Raw genomic sequence first — 18,461 nt, 5'->3', positions numbered from 1 at the left:
CTGCAATGAGACAAATAGGAATTTTTCTTATTTGCTTAACTTGATTGTAGCGAAAAAATGGACTATGTACCATGACTATCACATTGTTAATGGTTTAATAATTAGATATTAACCATGGTTTACGATTTGTTTTATAAAACATGAGGTTTGAATTTCTCAGCTTGCCCGAAATCCTGAAAGCTATGATAATAGAGACATCAAAGGGCATAAGTCTCTTGCTTACAACATTTTAGGTCAAACTATTAGCAGTAAATAAATCCTATTTAAACGTGCAATATAGTAGTTGCCGTTACATATTCAGTAATAATAAGGAACAAACATGATAGACCAAAGTTTATTAGACGCGATTAAGAGCTACAGCGAAAATATGACTCGTCCTATTACCTTTGTATTGGGTAGCGGTGAGCATAGTAAGCGTGCCGAATTGATTGATTTTTTGACTAAAATCGCTGGTACGACAGATAAAATTAATTTTGATGCGACAGCGAACGATGACAGTCTACCTAGCCCGATCAGTTTTGCAGTTCGCGGCCATGCTGATGACGAGTTGATTGACACGGGTATCGTCTTTAGCGGGATTCCTGGTGGTCATGAGTTTACTTCACTGATTTTGGCAATTTTGCAAGCGGGCGGTCACACGTTAAAACTAGACGAAGGTATCCAAAAGCTAGTCAAACGTTTTAACAAGCCGCTACAGTTTCAGACCTATGTATCGCTCTCTTGCCATAGCTGCCCAGATGTCGTGCAAGCGCTGAATCAGTTTGCGCTACTAAACGATGACATCAGTAACGAGATGATCGATGGTGCATTGTTCCAAGAACAAGTTGATGCCAATAACATTCAAGGTGTTCCAGCGGTATTCTTGAACGGTAAACCGTTTGCCAATGGTAAGATTGATACGGGCAAATTGATTGAGAAATTGCAAGAGCAGTTTCCTGATTTATTAAGCGATGCTGATGAAGATGATGCTGAGCAACTAGAGCAGCAAGATGTAACTATCATCGGTGCTGGTCCTGCAGGGGTAGCGGCTGCGATTTATACCGCTCGTAAAGGCTTAAAAGTCACTATGGTTGCTGACCGTATCGGTGGGCAGGTTAAAGACACGCAAGACATCGAAAACTTGATTTCAGTACCACTAACCAACGGTACCGAGCTATCAAATAACTTTGTGAAGCACTTGCATGAGTACAATATCACCCTAAAAGAGCATGTGAGCGTAAAAGAAATCGGCGAAACTGAAGATGAGAACTATCGTATTCATCTGAACACTGGTGAGACGTTTGAGACTCGCAGTATTATCCTAGCCACTGGTGCCCAATGGCGTAAGCTTGGCGTACCAGGTGAAGAAGAGAACATCGGTAAAGGCGTGGCGTTCTGTGCTCACTGTGATGGTCCGTTCTTTAAAGGTAAAGACGTATCAGTCGTTGGTGGTGGTAATTCTGGTATCGAAGCTGCCATTGATTTATCAGGTATCGTAAAACATGTCACGGTATTTGAGTTTGCCGATGATCTAAAAGCTGACCAAGTGCTGATCAATAAAGCCAAAGAAAAGGCCAACATTGATATCATTACCAGCGCGGCTACGAAAGAGATCAAAGCCACAGACGGTAAAGTTAGCTCTGTTGTCTACGAAGATCGCAACTCTGGTGAGACTAAAGAAGTAGACTTAGCCGCAGTGTTTGTACAAATTGGTCTAGTACCGAATACTGAATTTGTTAAAGGTTTTGTTGATTTAAACCGTTTCGGTGAGATTGAGATTGATGAGCGCTGCCGTACCGATCGCAAAGGTATCTTCGCTTGTGGTGATGTAACGACTGTGCCATTCAAGCAGATTAATATTGCGATGGGTGAGGGTAGTAAAGCAGCATTAGCAGCGTTCGAGTACTTAGTGATGCAATAGGCTGCTCAAATCTAAATTCTACAGTGCTAAGCTTAATCTAAGAAGCCACCTCTTTTGAGGTGGTTTTTTTATGTTTACTAAAATCAGTTCTTATTCCGAATCAACGCAATAACTGGCAGCGCAACCACATACATCAATACCCCATATACCGCCGCGGGTAAAGCGATAGCAGGCAGACCAACGGCTGTTCCCATAATGATAGGTGCTAAAGTAATCGCCGTGGTACTGTTCTGAATGCTCGTCTCTATAGAGATGGTTTTGGTGTCAAACCAGCTCAGCTTTAATAATTTAGAGGTCAAAATACTAAATATAAATAAAGCCATAATAATAAGAACCAGTTCAAGCCCCATAGATGTCAATTGTGATTTCAGCAACTCCCAATTAGACGCGATCGCAGCGAAGACTATCAGCACAAAAAAGATACTGGCCAAGCCATTTAGAATGCTACTTCTGCGTACCATAAAATCAGTGAATTTATAGCGAGCTAGCATACCAAGAGTCACGGGTAACGTCGTCAACAAAAACATGACAGCGCCAATCTTTACCGCGCTAATAGATCCCGTTTGGTCTTGCATAAAGTGGTTAAACGCTAAGGTGATTAGAATAGGCAAGGTAATGACAGATAACAGGCTGACCACGCCAGTGAGGGCGACTGATAGTGCGACATTGCCCTTGGCATAGTAAGTGAGCATATTGCTCGTGACACCGCCTGGACAAAAGCTAATCAGCATAATACCAAAGGCAATCTCTGGTGGCGGCGCCATCACTAAGACCACCGCTAAAGCAATCAAAGGTACAAAAATAACCTGATTAATCAGGCCTATCAAAAAAGCTTTGGGATAATTGATGATAACCTTAAAGTCACTGGGTTTTAGCCCTGTCCCTAAGGTAAACATAATGTAGGCAAGCGCCAAGGGGAGTAAAGCTAGAGCAGTACCGCTCATAAAACATTCCTTGTTGAATTAAAAGCCATAAACGGCTTTTTAAATAGAGACACATTCCTTGTGTCTCTATTATCTTAAGTGTTATTAAAAATTTAGTAAACCTTTGACCTTAAGTTTGATATGGGCTTGATCTATGTTTCATCTAAGTTTAATCGGCCAAGTCCCCAACCAATGAGACTATCTGACCAGCTTCATCTTCGTCAATGATGCGGGTTTCTGTTAGTGCAGCTTTGCGCCACGCTTGTATATGAGGGTTTTTTAGCATCGTCTCGCAGTACTGTTTGGTTGTTGGTTTTAACTCTATGGTCGAGGCGTCAGCATACGTTTGCAAACGTAGAACCACAGGGGCAAAAAAAGCGTCAGCAGCGGTGAATTGACCAAACAAGTAGCTGTCTGTTGAGCGAGCTGTTAAGCAATCGGCAAAAATATTCTCAATGCGAGCGAGGTCAGCTAAGCAAGCACGACTCGGTTGTATCTTTGCTGTGGCTCGGATGTTCATTGGCATCTCATTACGAATACCCATTAGCCCTGAATGCATTTCAGCGACGATACTCTGGCAGTAGGCACTGTTGATTCGGTGTTGATTGTTATTCTGTGCGTTAGCGTCAGATTTGCTTAATCCGGTCCAAATATCTATATCTGTTAGATAGTCATTGGCATGAATGGCGATGGCTAGGGTATCCCAAACAGTGACTTTTGCAGCACTTTCACCATAAACCAAAATAGGAACCTTTCCCGTTGGCGCATGCTCATCGAGAATAGGACGGGCAGAGTCATCAAAAAGCTCAATCAATTGCTCATCAAAATCAACGTCAAAGGCTTTTAGCAATAGCCAAGCCCGCAATGACCATGACGAATAGTTTTTATTACCGATAATGAGTAGAGGTTTTTGCATATCAATTCCCTATAATCTGCTGAATGAAATTTTATTATGTCTTCACGAACCGTAAGTGGCCAACGCAAAATATTAACAGTACCTATAAGAGATTCGCAGCATTAGTTTTGTTTATTAAAAATGACAATGTGCTACTCTCTGATATATACAAGATATCGACAGGCAAAGGATTGGCGAATGGACATAGAGGTATTACGTTGTTTTATCGCAGTGGTAGAGACAGGCAGTTATACGCAGGCAGCCGAGCAGGTGCACCGTAGTCAAAGTGCCGTTAGCCAAAAAATGCAAAAATTGGCTGAACAGGTAGATAAGTCATTATTTACTAAATCAGGACGTGTGCTTGAATTAACTGAAGACGGTAAGTTTTTGCTCGGCTATGCGCGTCATATCATTAGCTTACATGATGATGCATTAAGACAAATGCAGCAGAGCAAACAGATTATTAGACCTTTACAATTAGGATGTCCTGATGATTACGCACAAGTAGTTTTGCCTAAAGTTATCCAATATATTAAGGCATGCGTACCTAATTTACCCGTGCATATTCATTGTCACAATTCAATTCGCTTACGTGAGCTATTAAGCACAGGTGTCTTGGACGCGGCTATCGTCTCACGTTCATCCGCTAAAGAGGCAGGGCATTTCTTGCAGCAAGACAATGGTGTCTGGGCATTTGATGGCAATACGAGTCGCTTGGCAAAAAGCTATGACAATAATGCTAGTGTGCCTTTAATTTTATTTGATGAAAGCTGCCATTTTCATCATGCAGCTATCCAAGGGTTGAGCCAAATCAATGTTGCTAGTCAAGTGGTCTGTAGCGCGAATAGCGTTGGTGCAATAAGTAGTTTAATACTGACAGGGCAAGGGATAACTGTGGTGGCTAAAAGCAGCTTGGGTCAGATGACAGCCTTAACAAAAGCTAATAATCCATTGCCTTTTGTCTTACCAAAATTGCCAGAGGTTATTATCGAAATGGTCATAACGGCAAACGCCCATCCAAATTTTGGACGGGCGCAATTATCGATAGTGTGTGATAACTATTTACAATCTATGAGTGATCACTCAGTCGTCTAACAAATCCATCTGCTTGGCGGCTTCATAGATACCGTTTGAGCGGTTGCCTGTACGACAAAACATCAATATTGGCTGCTCAGCTTGATTGAAAAAGTCAGCAAAGGTTTCGACATGGTTTTGGTTCAGCTCACTACCTGCAAAAGAAACCTCTTTATAAGCAAGGCCTGCTTCTTTAGCCGCCGCTTCAATCTCAGCACTGGTCGGTTGGTTTGCCTCTTCACCATCTGGGCGATTGTTAATAATGGTTTTGAAACCGTTTTCGGCAATCATGGCTACTTGGTCAGGAGTGATTTGTCCAGTGAAGTTAACTTGATGGCTCATAAGAATTCCTTATTATTTTCTATATAAGTAGGTGATAGGTTTATTATTTGAGTACAGTGCTAAGCCTAAGCTGAATGTGTAACTTTCTAAAGAGGTACTGTGTAAAGGGTATTACAGTATTATCTTGAACCAACTATAACAGGCCTTGCATTAATGCACTTTGATACAGCAGCTTGGCACGTGCGCCAGTACCACAAAACATGAGTATGGGCTTGGGCATAGAGTGATAAAACTCGGCAAATTGCTCTATAGTTAGCAGACTTAGTCGCTCATCATCAAACGGCAGATGATGATAGGTCAAGTTGGCATCTGCAGTTGCATGGACAAAGTCGCAGCTATTGGGCTGCGTCTCCGTCTCAGCATCAGGACGGATATTAAGCACAGAGCGGTAGCCAAGCTCGGCAATTTTGTTACATTGGCTTGGATAAATTTGCTTATAAATGGTTAAGTTATCGGTCATAAATTACTTCGGTCGCAGATATTAAAAGGCATTTGAATATAGAATGTTTTTTAAAGTTGTCATTTAGACTGTACTTTTAGGCGTTAGCATAACACAGCTTTTAGTATAGCTAGAATTAACTATCTTTTAGAGCCTCTACTGCATCCATGGTACTCAAATAAACATAGCCTGAGAGGTGAGTGATCACAGGGGTATGTTCAATGATATCCATCACAGGGCCTTTAATAAAGCTAAAATTTAAGTGCTTATTTTGGCTGAGAAGCTCTTTATTAAGGCTGATCAGCATCTCTTGTCCAGTCAAATCAATATGATTGACTGCTGACATAATGAGGATAATCTCATGAGCTTGTGGGTACTGTTGGGTCGCTTGTATTACCCGCCGATGAACGGCTTCGCTGTTACCAAAAAACAAGCTTTCATCGGTACGCAGCATCAATAAATTGTCGAATGTCACCACATCATGACGATTGATATTACGAAAGTGTCCTGTACCTGCTAACTGCCCGACGATGGCCACGTGCGGTTTACTTGACTGCCAAATCAAGCTAGCAAAAGACACCATCAAACCAATCACTAAGCCAGTATTTAGTCCAAACATTAAAACACCAGCAAAGGCTGCCATAAAGCTAGCCGCATCGATACGGTCACGTTGCCATGCTGACTTTAAGGTTGATATATCAATGAGGCCGATGATAGAGGCCATGATGGTCGCGCCTAATATGGCATAAGGAAGTGGTGATAAAGTATTGCCAAAAGCGATCAAAGCGGCCAGCATAACTATCACAGTCACTAGACTAGCGACAGGCGTTTTGGCACCTGAATCAGCATTGATTGCGGTGCGTGAAAAGCCGCCGGCGACAGCAAAACTCTGAAAAAATCCACCCGCGATATTAGCAGCACCCAGTCCAGTTAGCTCGCGGTTGGCATCAAAGGTCTCACCGCGTAAGCGCGCATAATTGCTCGCCACTGAACTACTTGATACAAATACAATCAGTGCCATCAGTCCTGCGCTAGGTAATAGGTTCAGTGCGACATCAAAGTTTGGTACATAGGGAAGCGTGAAATTGGGTAGCCCTTGCGGAATACTACCAATCGTTGCCACACCGCTCGTATGCCAATGTAAGCTGATACTTAAGATAATCGTTATACCAAGCAGGATAAGCGGAAACAAACGTTCTGCCCATTTGGCATAAGCTAGTGGTAACCAAGATTTCCATACCCATTTACTGCCATAACGATTAGCAATGAGTAAAGTAAAAGCGATGATGCCGATAAGCAAGGTTAGCGGATGTAGTTGATGGAAATATAGTTGCATACTCGATAAATAACCGAATAATCCGTTCCCTGAGATAGGGATAGCAGTCAAGTATTTAAGCTGACTAACAAAAATAAGCACCGCAGCACCACTGATAAAACCAGCAGAAACACCCCGACTGATAAATTGCATAATCCAGCCAAGCTTGAGCCGACCTGCTAACCATAACATCGCCCCCACCATTAATGACAGTAAGCTGGCCATCAATACATATTGCTGAGCGCCATCTGATGCGTAGGGATGTAGACTGCTGGCTGTCATGATTGCTGTGATAGCCACAGGCCCTATCGCTTGGACGTTACTTGAGCCTATCCACGCATAGACAATGACAGGAACGATAGCCGCATATAGGCCATAAACGGGTGGCAGTCCTGCCAACACTGCATAGCCCAAACTTTGTGGAATGACAAGCACACCAACTACCAACCCTGCGATGACGTCAGTCGGCAGCGCAGATAGCTTGTATTGGCGTAGCCAAGCAGGTATCAGACGAGCGGCAATAGAAGGCATAACAATAGGTCGTCATCATAAGAAAAAAGTTAACTACATCTAGGTACTTAGGGCGTGTCTTCATTTCAAAAATGGTGATAAAAATGAGATAAATTGCCGTTAAACAAGGAAAATAGCGCAGATAATATCGGGATATTAACCAACTATTTGACGATGTTTAACAAGATGCAGCCATTTTTAGCCCATTGAGATAACTATCGAATGAATTGAAGACACGCCCTAGTGTACAAGCTATCTGTCTATTTTGGCACAAAAGCGTTGATAAAGTAGGTCTAGTACTGCTAAAGCATCATCACTGGCGATGCTATAGTAGATTTGTTTACCTTCACGGCGTGTTGAAACGAGCTTATCCTTGCGTAGGATTCCTAGCTGCTGTGACAAGCTTGGCTGCCCAACGCCAACCAGTTTCTCAAGCTCACTGACGCAGTATTCTCCTTGAGTTAGCTGACATAGGAGTAACAAGCGATCAGGATGTGAGAGTGACTTTAGTAACTGACTAGCTTGCATAGAGGCTTGTTGCATTTGCTCAGCAAGGTCTGAAGGTACAAGGTCTGTTTCACTAGGCGAGATATTTTCGCTAGCGCTAATGTTCGATGTGCTCAGTACTGAGGTATTCAGAGCGAGCTCCTTATATAGAGTATAAATGGTGAAGTTTAAGATTTATGAATAAACATACTTAATTATCAATGATATTGTAAGACATATCAAGTTATGTTTATTTACATTATATAAATTGATAAATTGTTAGGCAATTGCTATATTAGCATACATAGCAAGTCAGTATGTAATGGTAAATACGATAACCAAGCACATATTATACTTAAGAATTTATAAAAAAATAAAATATTCATCTAAAAGAAAAGAGGTAGCCATGCAAGTACATTCTTTCTTACACAGCGATACAGAAACCTATACTCACGTACTCGCAGACGTTCAAAATCAAGTATGTGCCATCATCGATCCAGTATTAGATTTTGATGCCAAGTCAGGACGTACTGGTACTACTAGCGTTGATGGAGTGATTGAGTTTGTGCGTGAGCATGGTTGGAAACTGAGCTATATCATAGAAACCCATGCCCATGCAGATCATATATCAGCTGCTGCTCACGTAAAAGAGTTACTTAGTGGGCAACTCGTCATAGGCCAGCATATCACCGAAGTACAAAAAATATTTAAGCAAATTTTTAACTTTGACACCAGCTTTCGGACTGATGCCAGTCAGTTTGATATTTTAACGGATGATGGTGAGAGCTTCATGCTTGGCGACATCACCATTACCGTTATGTATGTGCCAGGTCACACACCGGCTGATATGGCTTATATTGCTGCTGACAATGAAAAAACGGTGGTCTTTGTTGGCGATACCTTGTTTGCACCTGATGTGGGCACGGCTCGCTGTGACTTCCCAGGTGGAGATGCTAAAACTTTGTATCACTCAATTCAAAAGCTGCTTGCACTGCCTGAAGATACGATTATGTATCTGTGCCATGACTATCCGAGCAAAGGTCGCAAGCATTGCCCAACCACTACCGTTGCTGCGCAAAAGATGGGCAATATCCATGTAAAAGATGGTATCAATGAAGCAGAGTTTGTACAAATGCGTGAGCGCCGTGATGCCACTCTTGAAATGCCACGTCTGATTGTTCCGTCAGTACAAGTCAATATTGATGCAGGTCATTTTCCAAAGGCAGAAGACAATGGTACTCGTTATTTGAAAGTACCAATTAATGTTCTTGGACAATGAACGGATATAAGCGTAAGTAAGAACTGAAATCTTATGTAAGTACAAGGTGAGCGTCAGTTGTCATCATATCTGTTTGTCGTATTCAAACACGATTGATTGTCAACTGAATGCTTATCGTAACGGTTGTTTTTTTAGTCTTGTTAAGGAGATCATCATGGGTATCAATGTTGGTAGTACCGATCGTACACTTCGTATTATCGCTGGTGTCGTCATCATTGCGGTTGGTTTTTATTATCAAAGTTGGTGGGGTGTGGTTGGTTTAGTGCCACTATTGACGGGATTGTTCCGTTTCTGCCCACTATACAAAATGCTGGGTGCCAATACTTGTAAACGTTAACATGACTCACTTATTAGGTGATTTCATGATAAAGTAATAAACAGGTCAAGCGTGTCGATCAAAGTTGCTGTGTTCAAAACATATATGCTCAGTATAGGAGTCATCATATGAGTGAAAAAAAGATGCAAGACTATCATTTGGTATGTCCACACTGCCAAGCGACTAACCGTGTACCAGCAGTAAAACTAGATGCGGCGCCGAAGTGTGGTAAATGTGGTCAGCCACTACTGACGGCTAGCCCTCAAGAACTGAACGCGCAAACTACGAATAAAGTCATTCGAAAGAATGACGTATTGACTATCGTTGATTTTTGGGCAAGTTGGTGTCAGCCATGTATTATGATGGCACCGCAGTTTAAAGTGGCGGCCAGTCAATTACCACAAGTAGTATTTGCAAAATTGCAGACGGATAAATACGAACAAGCCGCTGCACCATATAATATTAGAAGTTTGCCAACCATGGTGGCTTTTAAACATGGCAGAGAAATAGCACGCCAATCAGGTGCGTTGCCAAGTGATCAAATTGTCCAGTGGGTGCGGAGTTTAAAGGCCTAACACAAAACGCTTAGCATAAAACGCCATTCTTTCTGCTAGCATCCTCATATAAATACAAAAAAGCCAATATGCTTATCGCGTATTGGCTTTTTTATAGTGATGATAATATAAGGCTAAGTTCAATGTGAACCATCAGTGATACTACTTTGAATATTACTCGCCATAAATCTTGATACCATCGACAAAGTCACAGTTTTGAAGACGGGCAGATTGCACAATCGCATCACGCTCACCGTAGAGACGCGATAATTTTGCATCGCGTGCTTTGGTGTTTTCGCTTTTACCCAAACCAAAGCTGATGTTAGGAGAAATGCCCCAACTACCTGCCGAGACACCGATACCCACACCAGTACTAGATAGAGTTGATTGCTCATTAAGTGCCGCATCTACATAACGATTGACACGAGCATATTCTTGGTTAAGTGCTTGGCAGTCGTAGCTTTGATAAGTGCTTGGTGGCACATACTGCGGCGTTACATTGCCAGTAGAAGCACAGCCTGAGAGCCCGAAAATGCCAGTAATCGCAAGTAGTGTCGCTGTCGCAAGAGTTTTCATCGTAGCTCCATGAGGCTAAATGGTTGTAGTTATATTCATTTAAGATAGCAAAGATAACATAATTAAGATATTGAAAGTATATCGACTATCACATATAGGGCGCATTGAATGTTCACAAATAGCACTCTTCAGTGCCATGGTCGAATGCTCAACACGCGTCAAATGCTTTTAGCAGTATAGCTGTTTTTAAAAACATAGAGCATGTCGTCATGCTAAAGAGCTATTAAAATAAGTTACCAGGTTTTGCAAAGGCAAGTACTATAATACCTAGATATGCGATACCAGCAATGAGAATACCTGCTTTCTGTTGATTGGGTGTGGAGTGATTCTTAAAAGCTTTTACACTAGAGCTAATAGCTGCAAAAAGTAAAATTATTTTGGCGAACACCCACTGTACAGGCGCATTAACACTCATTAGCTGCATTAGCATGACAGCCCCTGATACAATCAAAAAGGCATAGAGCATATGAGAGATTATCTTAACTGGACGTGGTGCTCGTCTATTCGCGCTTAATACCAAATAACTTTGATATAAGAATAGCACAATGATCAGCAAGGCGATGAGCATATGTAAATGTTTCATTGAATATCGTTTTCCTTAAAGTGGCATGTGCTTAGCTGGTTTATAGAATTCAATTATCGTCTAAAAAATGTCGCTCAAATAGGGTCTGTTGAACGTTCAACAGACCCTAATATCTATTTGGTTTTTTATTTTTTACTTTGTCCGGCACATGATGGGCTATTAGGACTTTGTCCTTGCCACTCGATTGGTGTATAGGCATGGATAGCCAATGCATGTACTTGACCACCTTGTGATGTTAGCAGTGAATTAACCTGTTCATATACTAACTGATGGCGTGCGACTAATCGTTTACCTTCAAAAACATCACTGACAATAGTGAGCTTAAAATGGCTTTCTTTGCCATCAAAATAGCCAGCATGATCCATCGATTCATTTATCAATTCTAAATATTTTGGCTGTAAAGATTGTAGCTCAGTATTGAGCGCATCAGCGATTGGTGTGGTACTCATAGCAGTCCTTTTATATATTTTACGTAGAGTGTGCTCTCACTTTTAGACTAGTGAGATAGTTATAGATTAAGTTGAGGATAAAGCCCTAATAGCCATTAGCAGTATGTGAATAATATATTGTATGTATTATAGCAGACGTCATTATTTGAACAGTGGGCTATTAATTTGTAGGTCCTGCTGTCATGTTCAATCATTACTTGAATCAAGTTGTCAAAAATATAGTAGGGCGTGTTGAACATTCAAATATTAGGGCTGCTGATCGCTAAAATTGCACCAAACTAGGCGCAAGCCGACGATAATGTCGAGACCTTAACTAGGCTTGTAACGACGTTTGGGGTGATTTTAGCATCAGCCTTGAGAACGGATCCAGCAAAGCTCTGCTTTGCCCGTTTGCAAGGCGAGAGCTATGCTCGAGTGGAGGGCAGTACTCTTTTTTGCCAATACATGGCGAAATTGTTTCACCTAGAATGACTAGGCATCAAAAACTTCACTGCATATTGTCTAAAAAATAGTCACTGCCAGCACCACATTTGAATGTTCAACACGCCCTAATAAACCACAAGGCTTTTGAGTAATAGCATATCTTGTTAAAAAAGAAAAAGAGCAGGGCACAATAGATAGGTGCACTCTGCTCTTAAAGCGTAATTCGTATTGACTTAGTGTACAGAGTCTACAACGACATAATAAATTAACGACGAGCCTTTTCATACAGTGGCATCACTTTAGGCATTAGGGACTGCAGCTGAGAAATACGATTGCTACTAGATGGGTGAGTGCTTAAAAACTGTGGCGGCTCGCCTTCGCTTGCCTTCTGCATTTTTTGCCACAAACTAACTGCTGCTTGTGGGTTATAACCTGCACGCGCCATCAGCTCAAGACCAATCTGGTCGGCTTCAGACTCTTGAGTACGGCTATGAGGTAAGCTTAAGCCTAAATTACCGGCAGTACCTGCTAACTCGGTTTGTCCTTGTGATAAACCAAATATACTGGCAGCCACACCGATACTTGTTTGCGTTGCATATTCACGAGAGAGACGCTCACGTGAGTGCTCTCGTAGTGCATGTGACATCTCATGTCCCATAATCGCGGCAATCTCATCATCAGTTAGGCTCAAGCGATCAATAATCCCTGAATAAAACATAATCTTACCACCAGGTACCACAAAAGCATTTAGCTCATCGGATTTGATGGTATGTACTTCCCAATCCCACGCTGCCGCATCTGTGCGGTAGACACCAACCTGACCAATCAAACGATTGGCAATAATTTTTAGGCGATTGAGTTGTGCAGAGTCGGTATCTAGTACGCCACTCGACTTGGCTTCTTGTATCGTATTAGCATAGCTTTGTGCTGACAATTCTAAAACTTGCTCACTAGAAACTAATAACAGCTGCTGACGATCAACTCCAATGGTACCTGTATTAGTTGTGCTAGTACAACCGGCTAAAGTCAATGTTGATAATGATACTGCCATGACGGTAGTAGTCAGTAGTTTTTTCATAAAAACATCCTCGCTGTAAATGATAAAAGGAAAAGTTGAACAAAGTATGGGGAGGTAGCATAAGTCGAAAGTCAGTTAATTATCGATAATTGGCTAACATATGTTGTTCTGCCTCAATTATAAAAAATCACTTGAACTGTTATTAGGGCGTGTCTTAGTTTTTAGCTTATTTAGATGATTAGCGAGCGAATTTAAGACACAAGCTCCATCTAAGTATAATAATGTGAATGCAGCAAAACCAATGTAGAAAAAGTAACAATACAAGGTATGATTGTAAGCAAAACAGCCATGTATAAGCATGAAATTAGGAGAAAGACGTAATATTTATGCCTTGTTCTCTTCAAAAACAGAATCAAGTGATGGCGATACATGTTATTTAGTACTTTTTTGATTAGATAGTCTTAGACTACTTTTATTACCGTAAAATTATTTTTACTCTCTTACGGTAGGTATTTGTCATTAAATCAAATGCTTAGTTGATATTATATAGTAAGAAAATAACGTCGGTAAATTTATTAGAAATAAATACTGAAAAAGGTGTTGACACACTCAGAATTTTTGCTAAAATAGCCATCCTATCGAGACGTAGTAGTTAACTATTATAACTTGATAATTAGCGGGAATAGCTCAGTGGTAGAGCATAACCTTGCCAAGGTTGGGGTCGAGAGTTCGAATCTCTTTTCCCGCTCCAAATTCTAAAAAGCCTCACTTAACAGTGAGGCTTTTTTTTGTGCATGAAATATTAAAAATAACTAGAGCATGTTGAGTATGCGACCATGGTTCTTCTAATGGCTATAGTTGCTTCAATACATAGGAGGGTTAAGATACCTGTCCCGCCACTATAAAAGTACGACTGCTTTAGCCTCGCTTTAAACATTAAATATATCTTTATATTTGGTTGTCTTGTACTACCTCTAAATTGAACCGACATATCTTGAACTGTCTATGGCTATCCTAGCTTATTTATTCTATGATTTTTCTGTTATATAACGCTGTTCTTTGGTTTTATAAGAATGACTGTTGGCCATCTTTTGGAACAAAAAAATAGTGATGATTAATGATAGCGTTTCTTGAATAAAAATAGTTATTAGTAGCAATAATTATTTAAGTTCTTTTGCGACTTCTTGGGTATTTCTATTTCTCTGCATCTCGTATTATTGATTTGATGATGAAAGCCTCTAATAAATATGTTTTTAGTGTTAATATATGTGTATAATAAAATCTACTAAGTAATGTTAAGTTTTGTAATAAGTGTGATGTATGGCTTATCTTAAAAAGCATGCTTAGTTATTTATGACTTTATTATGACCGGTATTTTTCAAATTTAGATTTATCTAAAAAGAAGTAATAAGTGGAACTGGTTAACTATAAATCAAATTTAGTTTAGTATTAAACTATTGCAACAGCATTGCTTTACTGAACAACAACTAAGTTAATAGGGGAAAAAAATGTCAAATATCAATGATTGTTTACAGGATTTAATGACGCTTGATGGCGCTATGGGCGCTTGTATTGTTGATTACATGTCAGGCATGGTGCTTGGTATGACTGGTGGCGGTGTTGACCTAGAGCTTGCCGCAGCAGGTAATGCTCAAGTCGTAAAAGCAAAAGTTGCTACCATGAAGTCGCTTGGTATCACAGGTGAAATTGAAGATATGTTAATCACTTTAGAGTCTCAGATTCATATCATTCGTCCTACACATAACCACGAAGATTTGTTTATTTATTTGATACTTGATAAATCAAAAGCCAACCTTGCACTAGCACGCCGTAAAGTACAAACAGTAGACACTAAAATAGAAATATAATTTGATTTTTTATATTTGGATAATCGAATTTTTTAATCCAAATGCTCTTGTTACTTTTGCTTTTCTGAAAAGCACAAGTAGCAAGATTATATTTGTTATCTAAATATGTTATATAACGAATATAATCTTTTTATATATAGTCAGTTTAATATAATTTGAATACCTAAAAGCCAGTTCAAGCGTGATAAATAGCAAACTGCGCAAGGCTAAAATTGTATCAGCTTTATATAGGATTGGCTGTATGACGATGATCTAGCTAACCCTTAGATGCCTTATTAAATGGTGATAAAATGAAATGTATTGCATACGTTAGTAGAGCACCTATCTGTAGAGCGCTTATCAGTAATAATAGTGTACGTATGCCTACTGGATTATCAGACATCATTAGTGCCTCTAGTAAGCATAACCCAAAAGCGCAAATTACTGGAATCATCTCTTACCGTGAGGGCCAGTATTTTCAAATACTAGAAGGGTCTGATTTGGAAATAGACACATTGATGGCTAAGATAGCAGCTGATCCTAGACACGAAGATCTTTGGGTCTTTTTAAACGAAAGCATTACTGAGCGTATCTTTCCTAATTGGAGCGTTAGTGTCTTCAATTTTGTGGATAAAGGTGTTTTCTTTGATAATTTTATAGAGAGCAATAGAGCAGTTTTTAATATCTTTAATGAACAGCAGAAAGACCGTATTCAGCCTTTTATTGACATAAAAAAGATTGATGCGGTTCCTGATCAATATTATCAAGGCAAGAACTTAAGGTTGATAGCCTGGCCTGATCTGAATAATGAAAGTGATCCTCAAATGGTTATGAACCTATGTATAAAGCTGACCAAAAAGCCTTATCCTTTCAATTTTTTGGTGGATAGTGGTGAGTTTGGAACACACCAGCAAGTCACACAGATGGTCAGAGAGTTTGAGAAATCAGGCATACTAAGCGTCACTGACGGAGAGCCATTAGAAGAGAAAGTGGTCAGCAAGAAAAAACCTAGTAAGTTTTACGGTGCGATCAAAAAATTCTTAGGAATGAGGTAAAAAATTGAATTATCAAAAGCTAGCTATCATTGGTGAAGTGGGCGCCGGAAAAACTCAGTTGGTCAACACATTAAGTGAGATCAATCCTATCGAAACAGAAGCAGAATCTAGTATCGATATCGGTAAGAAATACACCACGGTAGGCATTGATTATGGGCGTATCACCTTATCAGATGAAATGGCCTTGGGTATCTATGGGGTGCCAGGTCAAGAGCGTTTTTCTTTTTTATGGGAGTTTGTCAACCAGTCTTTATGGGGCTTACTCATTTTAATTAAGTATGGCGAGACACCAGACTACGCCAACATAGATAAACTGTTAAAGTTTTTTGCACCAGAAAAAAACCAGACCACTTGTATTGTCGGTATTACTCACAGTGAAGATGCTGATAAAGAGAAGCTTGCAACGTTGGGTCAAGAAATAAGAATTATGCTAATGCAGCATAACGTGGTAGCGCCAGTGATCAATACCGATCCTAGAAGTAGAGAATCGGCTGTATCTCTTTTATCACTATTCAATACTCTTAACAACCAAGACTAATGTTGGATATGACTATGCCAAATGAAAAATCACCAGCGAAACTTGCGCTGTTACATCACATCAAAACCTTGTGCGATGCCAATAGAGAAATTATGCTGGTCAGCCTATGTACGACAGATGGCTTTCCTATCAGTTGTTTTTCCGTCAGTGAACTGAGCAATCAAGCGGATAAATTTGCGGCAATGAGTAGTACGTTATCGTCACTGAGTGACTCGTCTGCGAATCAAATGAAGCAAGGACAGTGTGATATTACTATCGTTGAAGCGACCTCTGGGAATATATTATTCGTAAAAACGGACTATATTGGAAAACCTTGTGTCTTGACGCTTGTGGCGCATAATAAGATGGCCTTGGCCGAAGCAAGATATAAAACTAAAAAACTGATCGGAGAGATATCTGCTATCACAGAGTAGGTAGGGTACTCAGGACAATTTAGTATAGCGCGCTTTACGTGCCAAATAAAAAGCACCACTCAACTAATGGTTGGGTGGTGCTTTTTTTTCGTGGTTTAGATGTTGATGCTAGGTATAACTAGAGCATGTTCTTATTTTGAAAATAGTGATAAAAAATGGCAGCCAAATAAGGAGGGCTGTACAAATAATATTCAGATATTAGTAAGTTATTCGATGCAGAATTGCAACGTTTAACCTATTTAAAATTTAATATTCAGGTTGAGAATATGCCTTAAATATAGTGATTTATGTACGAAATTCACTCATATTAGAGTAATTACTTCGATTAATAGTTAAAAACTCATAAAATTCTTTATTTTTCCTACTCAACGGTAGTTATTAGGTGGTGAACGGTCAGTTCAAAAACATCGGTGTTCTGGCATAAGTAGTATAATAGCAACTACTAAGTGATATTAGTTTTTTTAAATAGTGTGGTGCATTATTTATATGAAAAACATACTTAGCCATTGATATTTTTTTAACAAAAATATCTCACAATTTTAGCGTTATCTTTTTTAATTACAATCAAGTGAATGAGAGAAAATATGTCAAATATCGATGCGTCTTTACAAGAGTTAATGGGTCTTGATGGTGCTATGGGTGCCTGTATTGTCGACTACATGTCAGGTATGGTATTAGGTATGACCGGTGCTGGTGGTAGTATTGATTTAGAGCTTGCCGCAGCAGGTAACGCACAAGTCGTAAAAGCAAAAGTTGCTACCATGAGATCGCTTGGTATTAAAGGTGAAATTGACGATATGTTAATCACTTTAGAATCTCAGATTCATATCATTCGTCCTACACATAACCACGAAGATTTGTTTATTTATTTGGTACTTGATAAATCAAAAGCTAACCTTGCATTAGCACGTCGCAAAGTACTGTCAGTAGAGAAAAGCTTAGAAGTATAATGCGGTGATTCAGACTTAAACCGATGTATATTTTATTGAGGTTTTGTAGTTGTTTGCGCGCCTAGCTAGTTGTTTGCTGTCTTAGAAAGACAGTCAATAGATAAAGAGACACAGCAAGTTACGCTTCACGCTATTTAGACAACTGTAATACGAATATCGCTATCCAACTGTTGGTTGGATAGCGATTTTTGTATTTAAGAAGACAAAAAATATAAATGATATCAACTATTTTTGCGGCTCATTAAGCTATTGGCGACCCATGCTGGCCCAATTAACAAAAACTGTAGATCTTTGAAGAATGAAGGCTTTTCTCCTTCGATTTTATGACCGACAAACTGTCCGATCCAAGCGACAATGAATATACCTGCCCAAACTTTGAAGCCTAAAGGTAACAGCGCCATCACAGATAAGCATAGTAAGATGAATATACCCATGGCTAAGAATAGTGGCGTAGATAATTGCATATAAAACAATAAAACCAAGGCGCTAAGTACTAAGGTAAACCAGACAGAGAGTGACATCCCGACACCTAACAGGCTGATAAAAATGGTTGGAACACATAGCCAATGAATTTTT

Annotated in this window: 21 protein-coding genes and 1 tRNA gene; 11 read left to right on the top strand and 11 right to left on the bottom strand. The window is 39.9% G+C overall.

Annotation, left to right across the window (positions count from 1 at the left end):
• Nucleotides 1–319: 319 nt before the first annotated feature.
• Entirely contained in the window at nt 320–1,900 is a 1,581-nt protein-coding gene (gene ahpF / locus ACT3RN_RS01000) for an alkyl hydroperoxide reductase subunit F (RefSeq protein ID WP_192991837.1), read from the top strand.
• 83 nt (nt 1,901–1,983) lie between these two features.
• On the opposite strand, the gene ACT3RN_RS00995 is transcribed toward ahpF, so the two are convergent.
• Both ACT3RN_RS00995 and ACT3RN_RS00990 read right to left on the bottom strand, forming a co-directional pair.
• On the bottom strand, nt 1,984–2,844 hold the full coding sequence (locus ACT3RN_RS00995; RefSeq protein WP_192991836.1) for a bile acid:sodium symporter family protein: 861 nt from the start codon (nt 2,842–2,844) through the stop codon (nt 1,984–1,986).
• Between the two features lie 148 nt (nt 2,845–2,992).
• Nucleotides 2,993–3,739 carry a glutathione S-transferase family protein gene (locus ACT3RN_RS00990; protein WP_192518523.1) on the bottom strand — a complete coding sequence of 249 codons (747 nt, stop codon included), beginning with the start codon at nt 3,737–3,739 and terminating at the stop codon, nt 2,993–2,995.
• A gap of 177 nt (nt 3,740–3,916) precedes the next feature.
• On the opposite strand from ACT3RN_RS00990, the gene ACT3RN_RS00985 reads away from it, so the two are divergent.
• Nucleotides 3,917–4,813, top strand: coding sequence for a LysR family transcriptional regulator (locus ACT3RN_RS00985; protein ID WP_192991835.1), 897 nt, complete (start codon nt 3,917–3,919; stop codon nt 4,811–4,813).
• On the opposite strand, the gene ACT3RN_RS00980 is transcribed toward ACT3RN_RS00985, so the two are convergent.
• From ACT3RN_RS00980 to ACT3RN_RS00965, 4 genes are all read right to left on the bottom strand, one after another.
• Complete coding sequence (locus ACT3RN_RS00980) at nt 4,802–5,134, bottom strand: TIGR01244 family sulfur transferase (protein ID WP_192520725.1); 333 nt, start codon at nt 5,132–5,134, stop codon at nt 4,802–4,804. The two genes, ACT3RN_RS00985 and ACT3RN_RS00980, sit on opposite strands and share 12 nt — an antisense overlap.
• 133 nt (nt 5,135–5,267) lie before the next feature.
• Nucleotides 5,268–5,594, bottom strand: coding sequence for a beta-lactamase hydrolase domain-containing protein (locus ACT3RN_RS00975; RefSeq protein WP_192520726.1), 327 nt, complete (start codon nt 5,592–5,594; stop codon nt 5,268–5,270).
• A gap of 115 nt (nt 5,595–5,709) precedes the next feature.
• Nucleotides 5,710–7,419: a SulP family inorganic anion transporter gene (locus ACT3RN_RS00970; RefSeq protein WP_192520727.1), complete on the bottom strand. Its 1,710-nt coding sequence runs from the start codon at nt 7,417–7,419 to the stop codon at nt 5,710–5,712.
• 231 nt (nt 7,420–7,650) lie between these two features.
• Nucleotides 7,651–7,941 carry an ArsR/SmtB family transcription factor gene (locus tag ACT3RN_RS00965; protein WP_192520729.1) on the bottom strand — a complete coding sequence of 97 codons (291 nt, stop codon included), beginning with the start codon at nt 7,939–7,941 and terminating at the stop codon, nt 7,651–7,653.
• Nucleotides 7,942–8,290: 349 nt separating this feature from the next.
• Between ACT3RN_RS00965 and ACT3RN_RS00960 the strand changes: the two genes are divergently transcribed.
• The 3 genes from ACT3RN_RS00960 (at nt 8,291) to ACT3RN_RS00950 (ending at nt 10,054) form a co-directional block, all read left to right on the top strand.
• Nucleotides 8,291–9,163 carry an MBL fold metallo-hydrolase gene (locus ACT3RN_RS00960; protein WP_192991988.1) on the top strand — a complete coding sequence of 291 codons (873 nt, stop codon included), beginning with the start codon at nt 8,291–8,293 and terminating at the stop codon, nt 9,161–9,163.
• A gap of 154 nt (nt 9,164–9,317) precedes the next feature.
• Nucleotides 9,318–9,500: a YgaP family membrane protein gene (locus ACT3RN_RS00955; protein ID WP_192991989.1), complete on the top strand. Its 183-nt coding sequence runs from the start codon at nt 9,318–9,320 to the stop codon at nt 9,498–9,500.
• 107 nt (nt 9,501–9,607) lie between these two features.
• Nucleotides 9,608–10,054: a thioredoxin domain-containing protein gene (locus tag ACT3RN_RS00950; protein ID WP_192991990.1), complete on the top strand. Its 447-nt coding sequence runs from the start codon at nt 9,608–9,610 to the stop codon at nt 10,052–10,054.
• A 153-nt stretch (nt 10,055–10,207) separates the two neighbouring features.
• Here the strand turns inward: ACT3RN_RS00950 and ACT3RN_RS00945 are convergent, their stop codons facing one another.
• The 4 genes from ACT3RN_RS00945 to ACT3RN_RS00930 all read right to left on the bottom strand — a co-directional run bounded on the left by ACT3RN_RS00945 (nt 10,208) and on the right by ACT3RN_RS00930 (nt 13,142).
• Nucleotides 10,208–10,609, bottom strand: coding sequence for a hypothetical protein (locus tag ACT3RN_RS00945; RefSeq protein WP_192520503.1), 402 nt, complete (start codon nt 10,607–10,609; stop codon nt 10,208–10,210).
• 223 nt (nt 10,610–10,832) lie between these two features.
• The gene (locus ACT3RN_RS00940) at nt 10,833–11,192 is read right to left on the bottom strand and encodes a SirB2 family protein (protein WP_192991991.1); all 360 of its coding nucleotides are present in this window, start codon (nt 11,190–11,192) and stop codon (nt 10,833–10,835) included.
• Between the two features lie 125 nt (nt 11,193–11,317).
• Entirely contained in the window at nt 11,318–11,641 is a 324-nt protein-coding gene (locus ACT3RN_RS00935; protein WP_192991992.1) for a BolA family protein, read from the bottom strand.
• A 688-nt stretch (nt 11,642–12,329) separates the two neighbouring features.
• A complete protein-coding gene (locus ACT3RN_RS00930) occupies nt 12,330–13,142 on the bottom strand; it encodes a M48 family metallopeptidase (protein WP_192520506.1) in 813 nt (270 codons plus the stop codon).
• A 616-nt stretch (nt 13,143–13,758) separates the two neighbouring features.
• Between ACT3RN_RS00930 and ACT3RN_RS00925 the strand changes: the two genes are divergently transcribed.
• The 6 genes from ACT3RN_RS00925 to ACT3RN_RS00900 all read left to right on the top strand — a co-directional run bounded on the left by ACT3RN_RS00925 (nt 13,759) and on the right by ACT3RN_RS00900 (nt 17,885).
• Nucleotides 13,759–13,833 (top strand) — tRNA-Gly (locus ACT3RN_RS00925).
• Nucleotides 13,834–14,590: 757 nt separating this feature from the next.
• Nucleotides 14,591–14,950, top strand: a complete 360-nt coding sequence (locus ACT3RN_RS00920; protein WP_192520507.1) for a hypothetical protein — start codon at nt 14,591–14,593, stop codon at nt 14,948–14,950.
• Nucleotides 14,951–15,240: 290 nt separating this feature from the next.
• A complete protein-coding gene (locus ACT3RN_RS00915; protein ID WP_192992562.1) occupies nt 15,241–15,984 on the top strand; it encodes a BLUF domain-containing protein in 744 nt (247 codons plus the stop codon).
• A 4-nt stretch (nt 15,985–15,988) separates the two neighbouring features.
• Nucleotides 15,989–16,522 carry a GTP-binding protein gene (locus ACT3RN_RS00910; protein WP_192992563.1) on the top strand — a complete coding sequence of 178 codons (534 nt, stop codon included), beginning with the start codon at nt 15,989–15,991 and terminating at the stop codon, nt 16,520–16,522.
• Between the two features lie 14 nt (nt 16,523–16,536).
• Nucleotides 16,537–16,935: a roadblock/LC7 domain-containing protein gene (locus ACT3RN_RS00905; RefSeq protein WP_192520510.1), complete on the top strand. Its 399-nt coding sequence runs from the start codon at nt 16,537–16,539 to the stop codon at nt 16,933–16,935.
• A 584-nt stretch (nt 16,936–17,519) separates the two neighbouring features.
• Nucleotides 17,520–17,885 carry a hypothetical protein gene (locus tag ACT3RN_RS00900; protein ID WP_192992564.1) on the top strand — a complete coding sequence of 122 codons (366 nt, stop codon included), beginning with the start codon at nt 17,520–17,522 and terminating at the stop codon, nt 17,883–17,885.
• A gap of 221 nt (nt 17,886–18,106) precedes the next feature.
• Here ACT3RN_RS00900 and ACT3RN_RS00895 read toward each other — a convergent pair.
• Nucleotides 18,107–18,461 (bottom strand): Mpo1 family 2-hydroxy fatty acid dioxygenase (locus ACT3RN_RS00895; protein ID WP_444518394.1); only part of this gene is annotated, 355 nt, incomplete at its 5' end.

The sequence above is a fragment of the Psychrobacter sp. AOP5-GZ1-6 genome (assembly GCF_052376345.1).
In the GTDB taxonomy this organism is placed as follows: Bacteria; Pseudomonadota; Gammaproteobacteria; order Pseudomonadales; family Moraxellaceae; genus Psychrobacter.
Note: the sequence above shows the minus strand (reverse complement) of the source record. Positions and strands in the feature narration are given on the sequence as shown.

Bases quoted from the DNA above. Each gene is read 5' to 3' on its own strand.
- ACT3RN_RS00935 (WP_192991992.1), bottom strand. From the start codon at position 11,641: ATGAGTACCACACCAATCGCTGATGCGCTCAATACTGAGCTACAATCT.
- ACT3RN_RS00985 (WP_192991835.1), top strand. From the start codon at position 3,917: ATGGACATAGAGGTATTACGTTGTTTTATCGCAGTGGTAGAGACAGGC.
- ahpF (WP_192991837.1), top strand. From the start codon at position 320: ATGATAGACCAAAGTTTATTAGACGCGATTAAGAGCTACAGCGAAAAT.
- ACT3RN_RS00975 (WP_192520726.1), bottom strand. From the start codon at position 5,594: ATGACCGATAACTTAACCATTTATAAGCAAATTTATCCAAGCCAATGT.
- ACT3RN_RS00920 (WP_192520507.1), top strand. From the start codon at position 14,591: ATGTCAAATATCAATGATTGTTTACAGGATTTAATGACGCTTGATGGC.
- ACT3RN_RS00900 (WP_192992564.1), top strand. From the start codon at position 17,520: ATGTCAAATATCGATGCGTCTTTACAAGAGTTAATGGGTCTTGATGGT.
- ACT3RN_RS00995 (WP_192991836.1), bottom strand. From the start codon at position 2,844: ATGAGCGGTACTGCTCTAGCTTTACTCCCCTTGGCGCTTGCCTACATT.
- ACT3RN_RS00960 (WP_192991988.1), top strand. From the start codon at position 8,291: ATGCAAGTACATTCTTTCTTACACAGCGATACAGAAACCTATACTCAC.
- ACT3RN_RS00930 (WP_192520506.1), bottom strand. From the start codon at position 13,142: ATGAAAAAACTACTGACTACTACCGTCATGGCAGTATCATTATCAACA.
- ACT3RN_RS00950 (WP_192991990.1), top strand. From the start codon at position 9,608: ATGAGTGAAAAAAAGATGCAAGACTATCATTTGGTATGTCCACACTGC.
- ACT3RN_RS00970 (WP_192520727.1), bottom strand. From the start codon at position 7,419: ATGCCTTCTATTGCCGCTCGTCTGATACCTGCTTGGCTACGCCAATAC.
- ACT3RN_RS00915 (WP_192992562.1), top strand. From the start codon at position 15,241: ATGAAATGTATTGCATACGTTAGTAGAGCACCTATCTGTAGAGCGCTT.
- ACT3RN_RS00955 (WP_192991989.1), top strand. From the start codon at position 9,318: ATGGGTATCAATGTTGGTAGTACCGATCGTACACTTCGTATTATCGCT.
- ACT3RN_RS00940 (WP_192991991.1), bottom strand. From the start codon at position 11,192: ATGAAACATTTACATATGCTCATCGCCTTGCTGATCATTGTGCTATTC.
- ACT3RN_RS00980 (WP_192520725.1), bottom strand. From the start codon at position 5,134: ATGAGCCATCAAGTTAACTTCACTGGACAAATCACTCCTGACCAAGTA.
- ACT3RN_RS00905 (WP_192520510.1), top strand. From the start codon at position 16,537: ATGCCAAATGAAAAATCACCAGCGAAACTTGCGCTGTTACATCACATC.
- ACT3RN_RS00965 (WP_192520729.1), bottom strand. From the start codon at position 7,941: ATGCAACAAGCCTCTATGCAAGCTAGTCAGTTACTAAAGTCACTCTCA.
- ACT3RN_RS00990 (WP_192518523.1), bottom strand. From the start codon at position 3,739: ATGCAAAAACCTCTACTCATTATCGGTAATAAAAACTATTCGTCATGG.
- ACT3RN_RS00945 (WP_192520503.1), bottom strand. From the start codon at position 10,609: ATGAAAACTCTTGCGACAGCGACACTACTTGCGATTACTGGCATTTTC.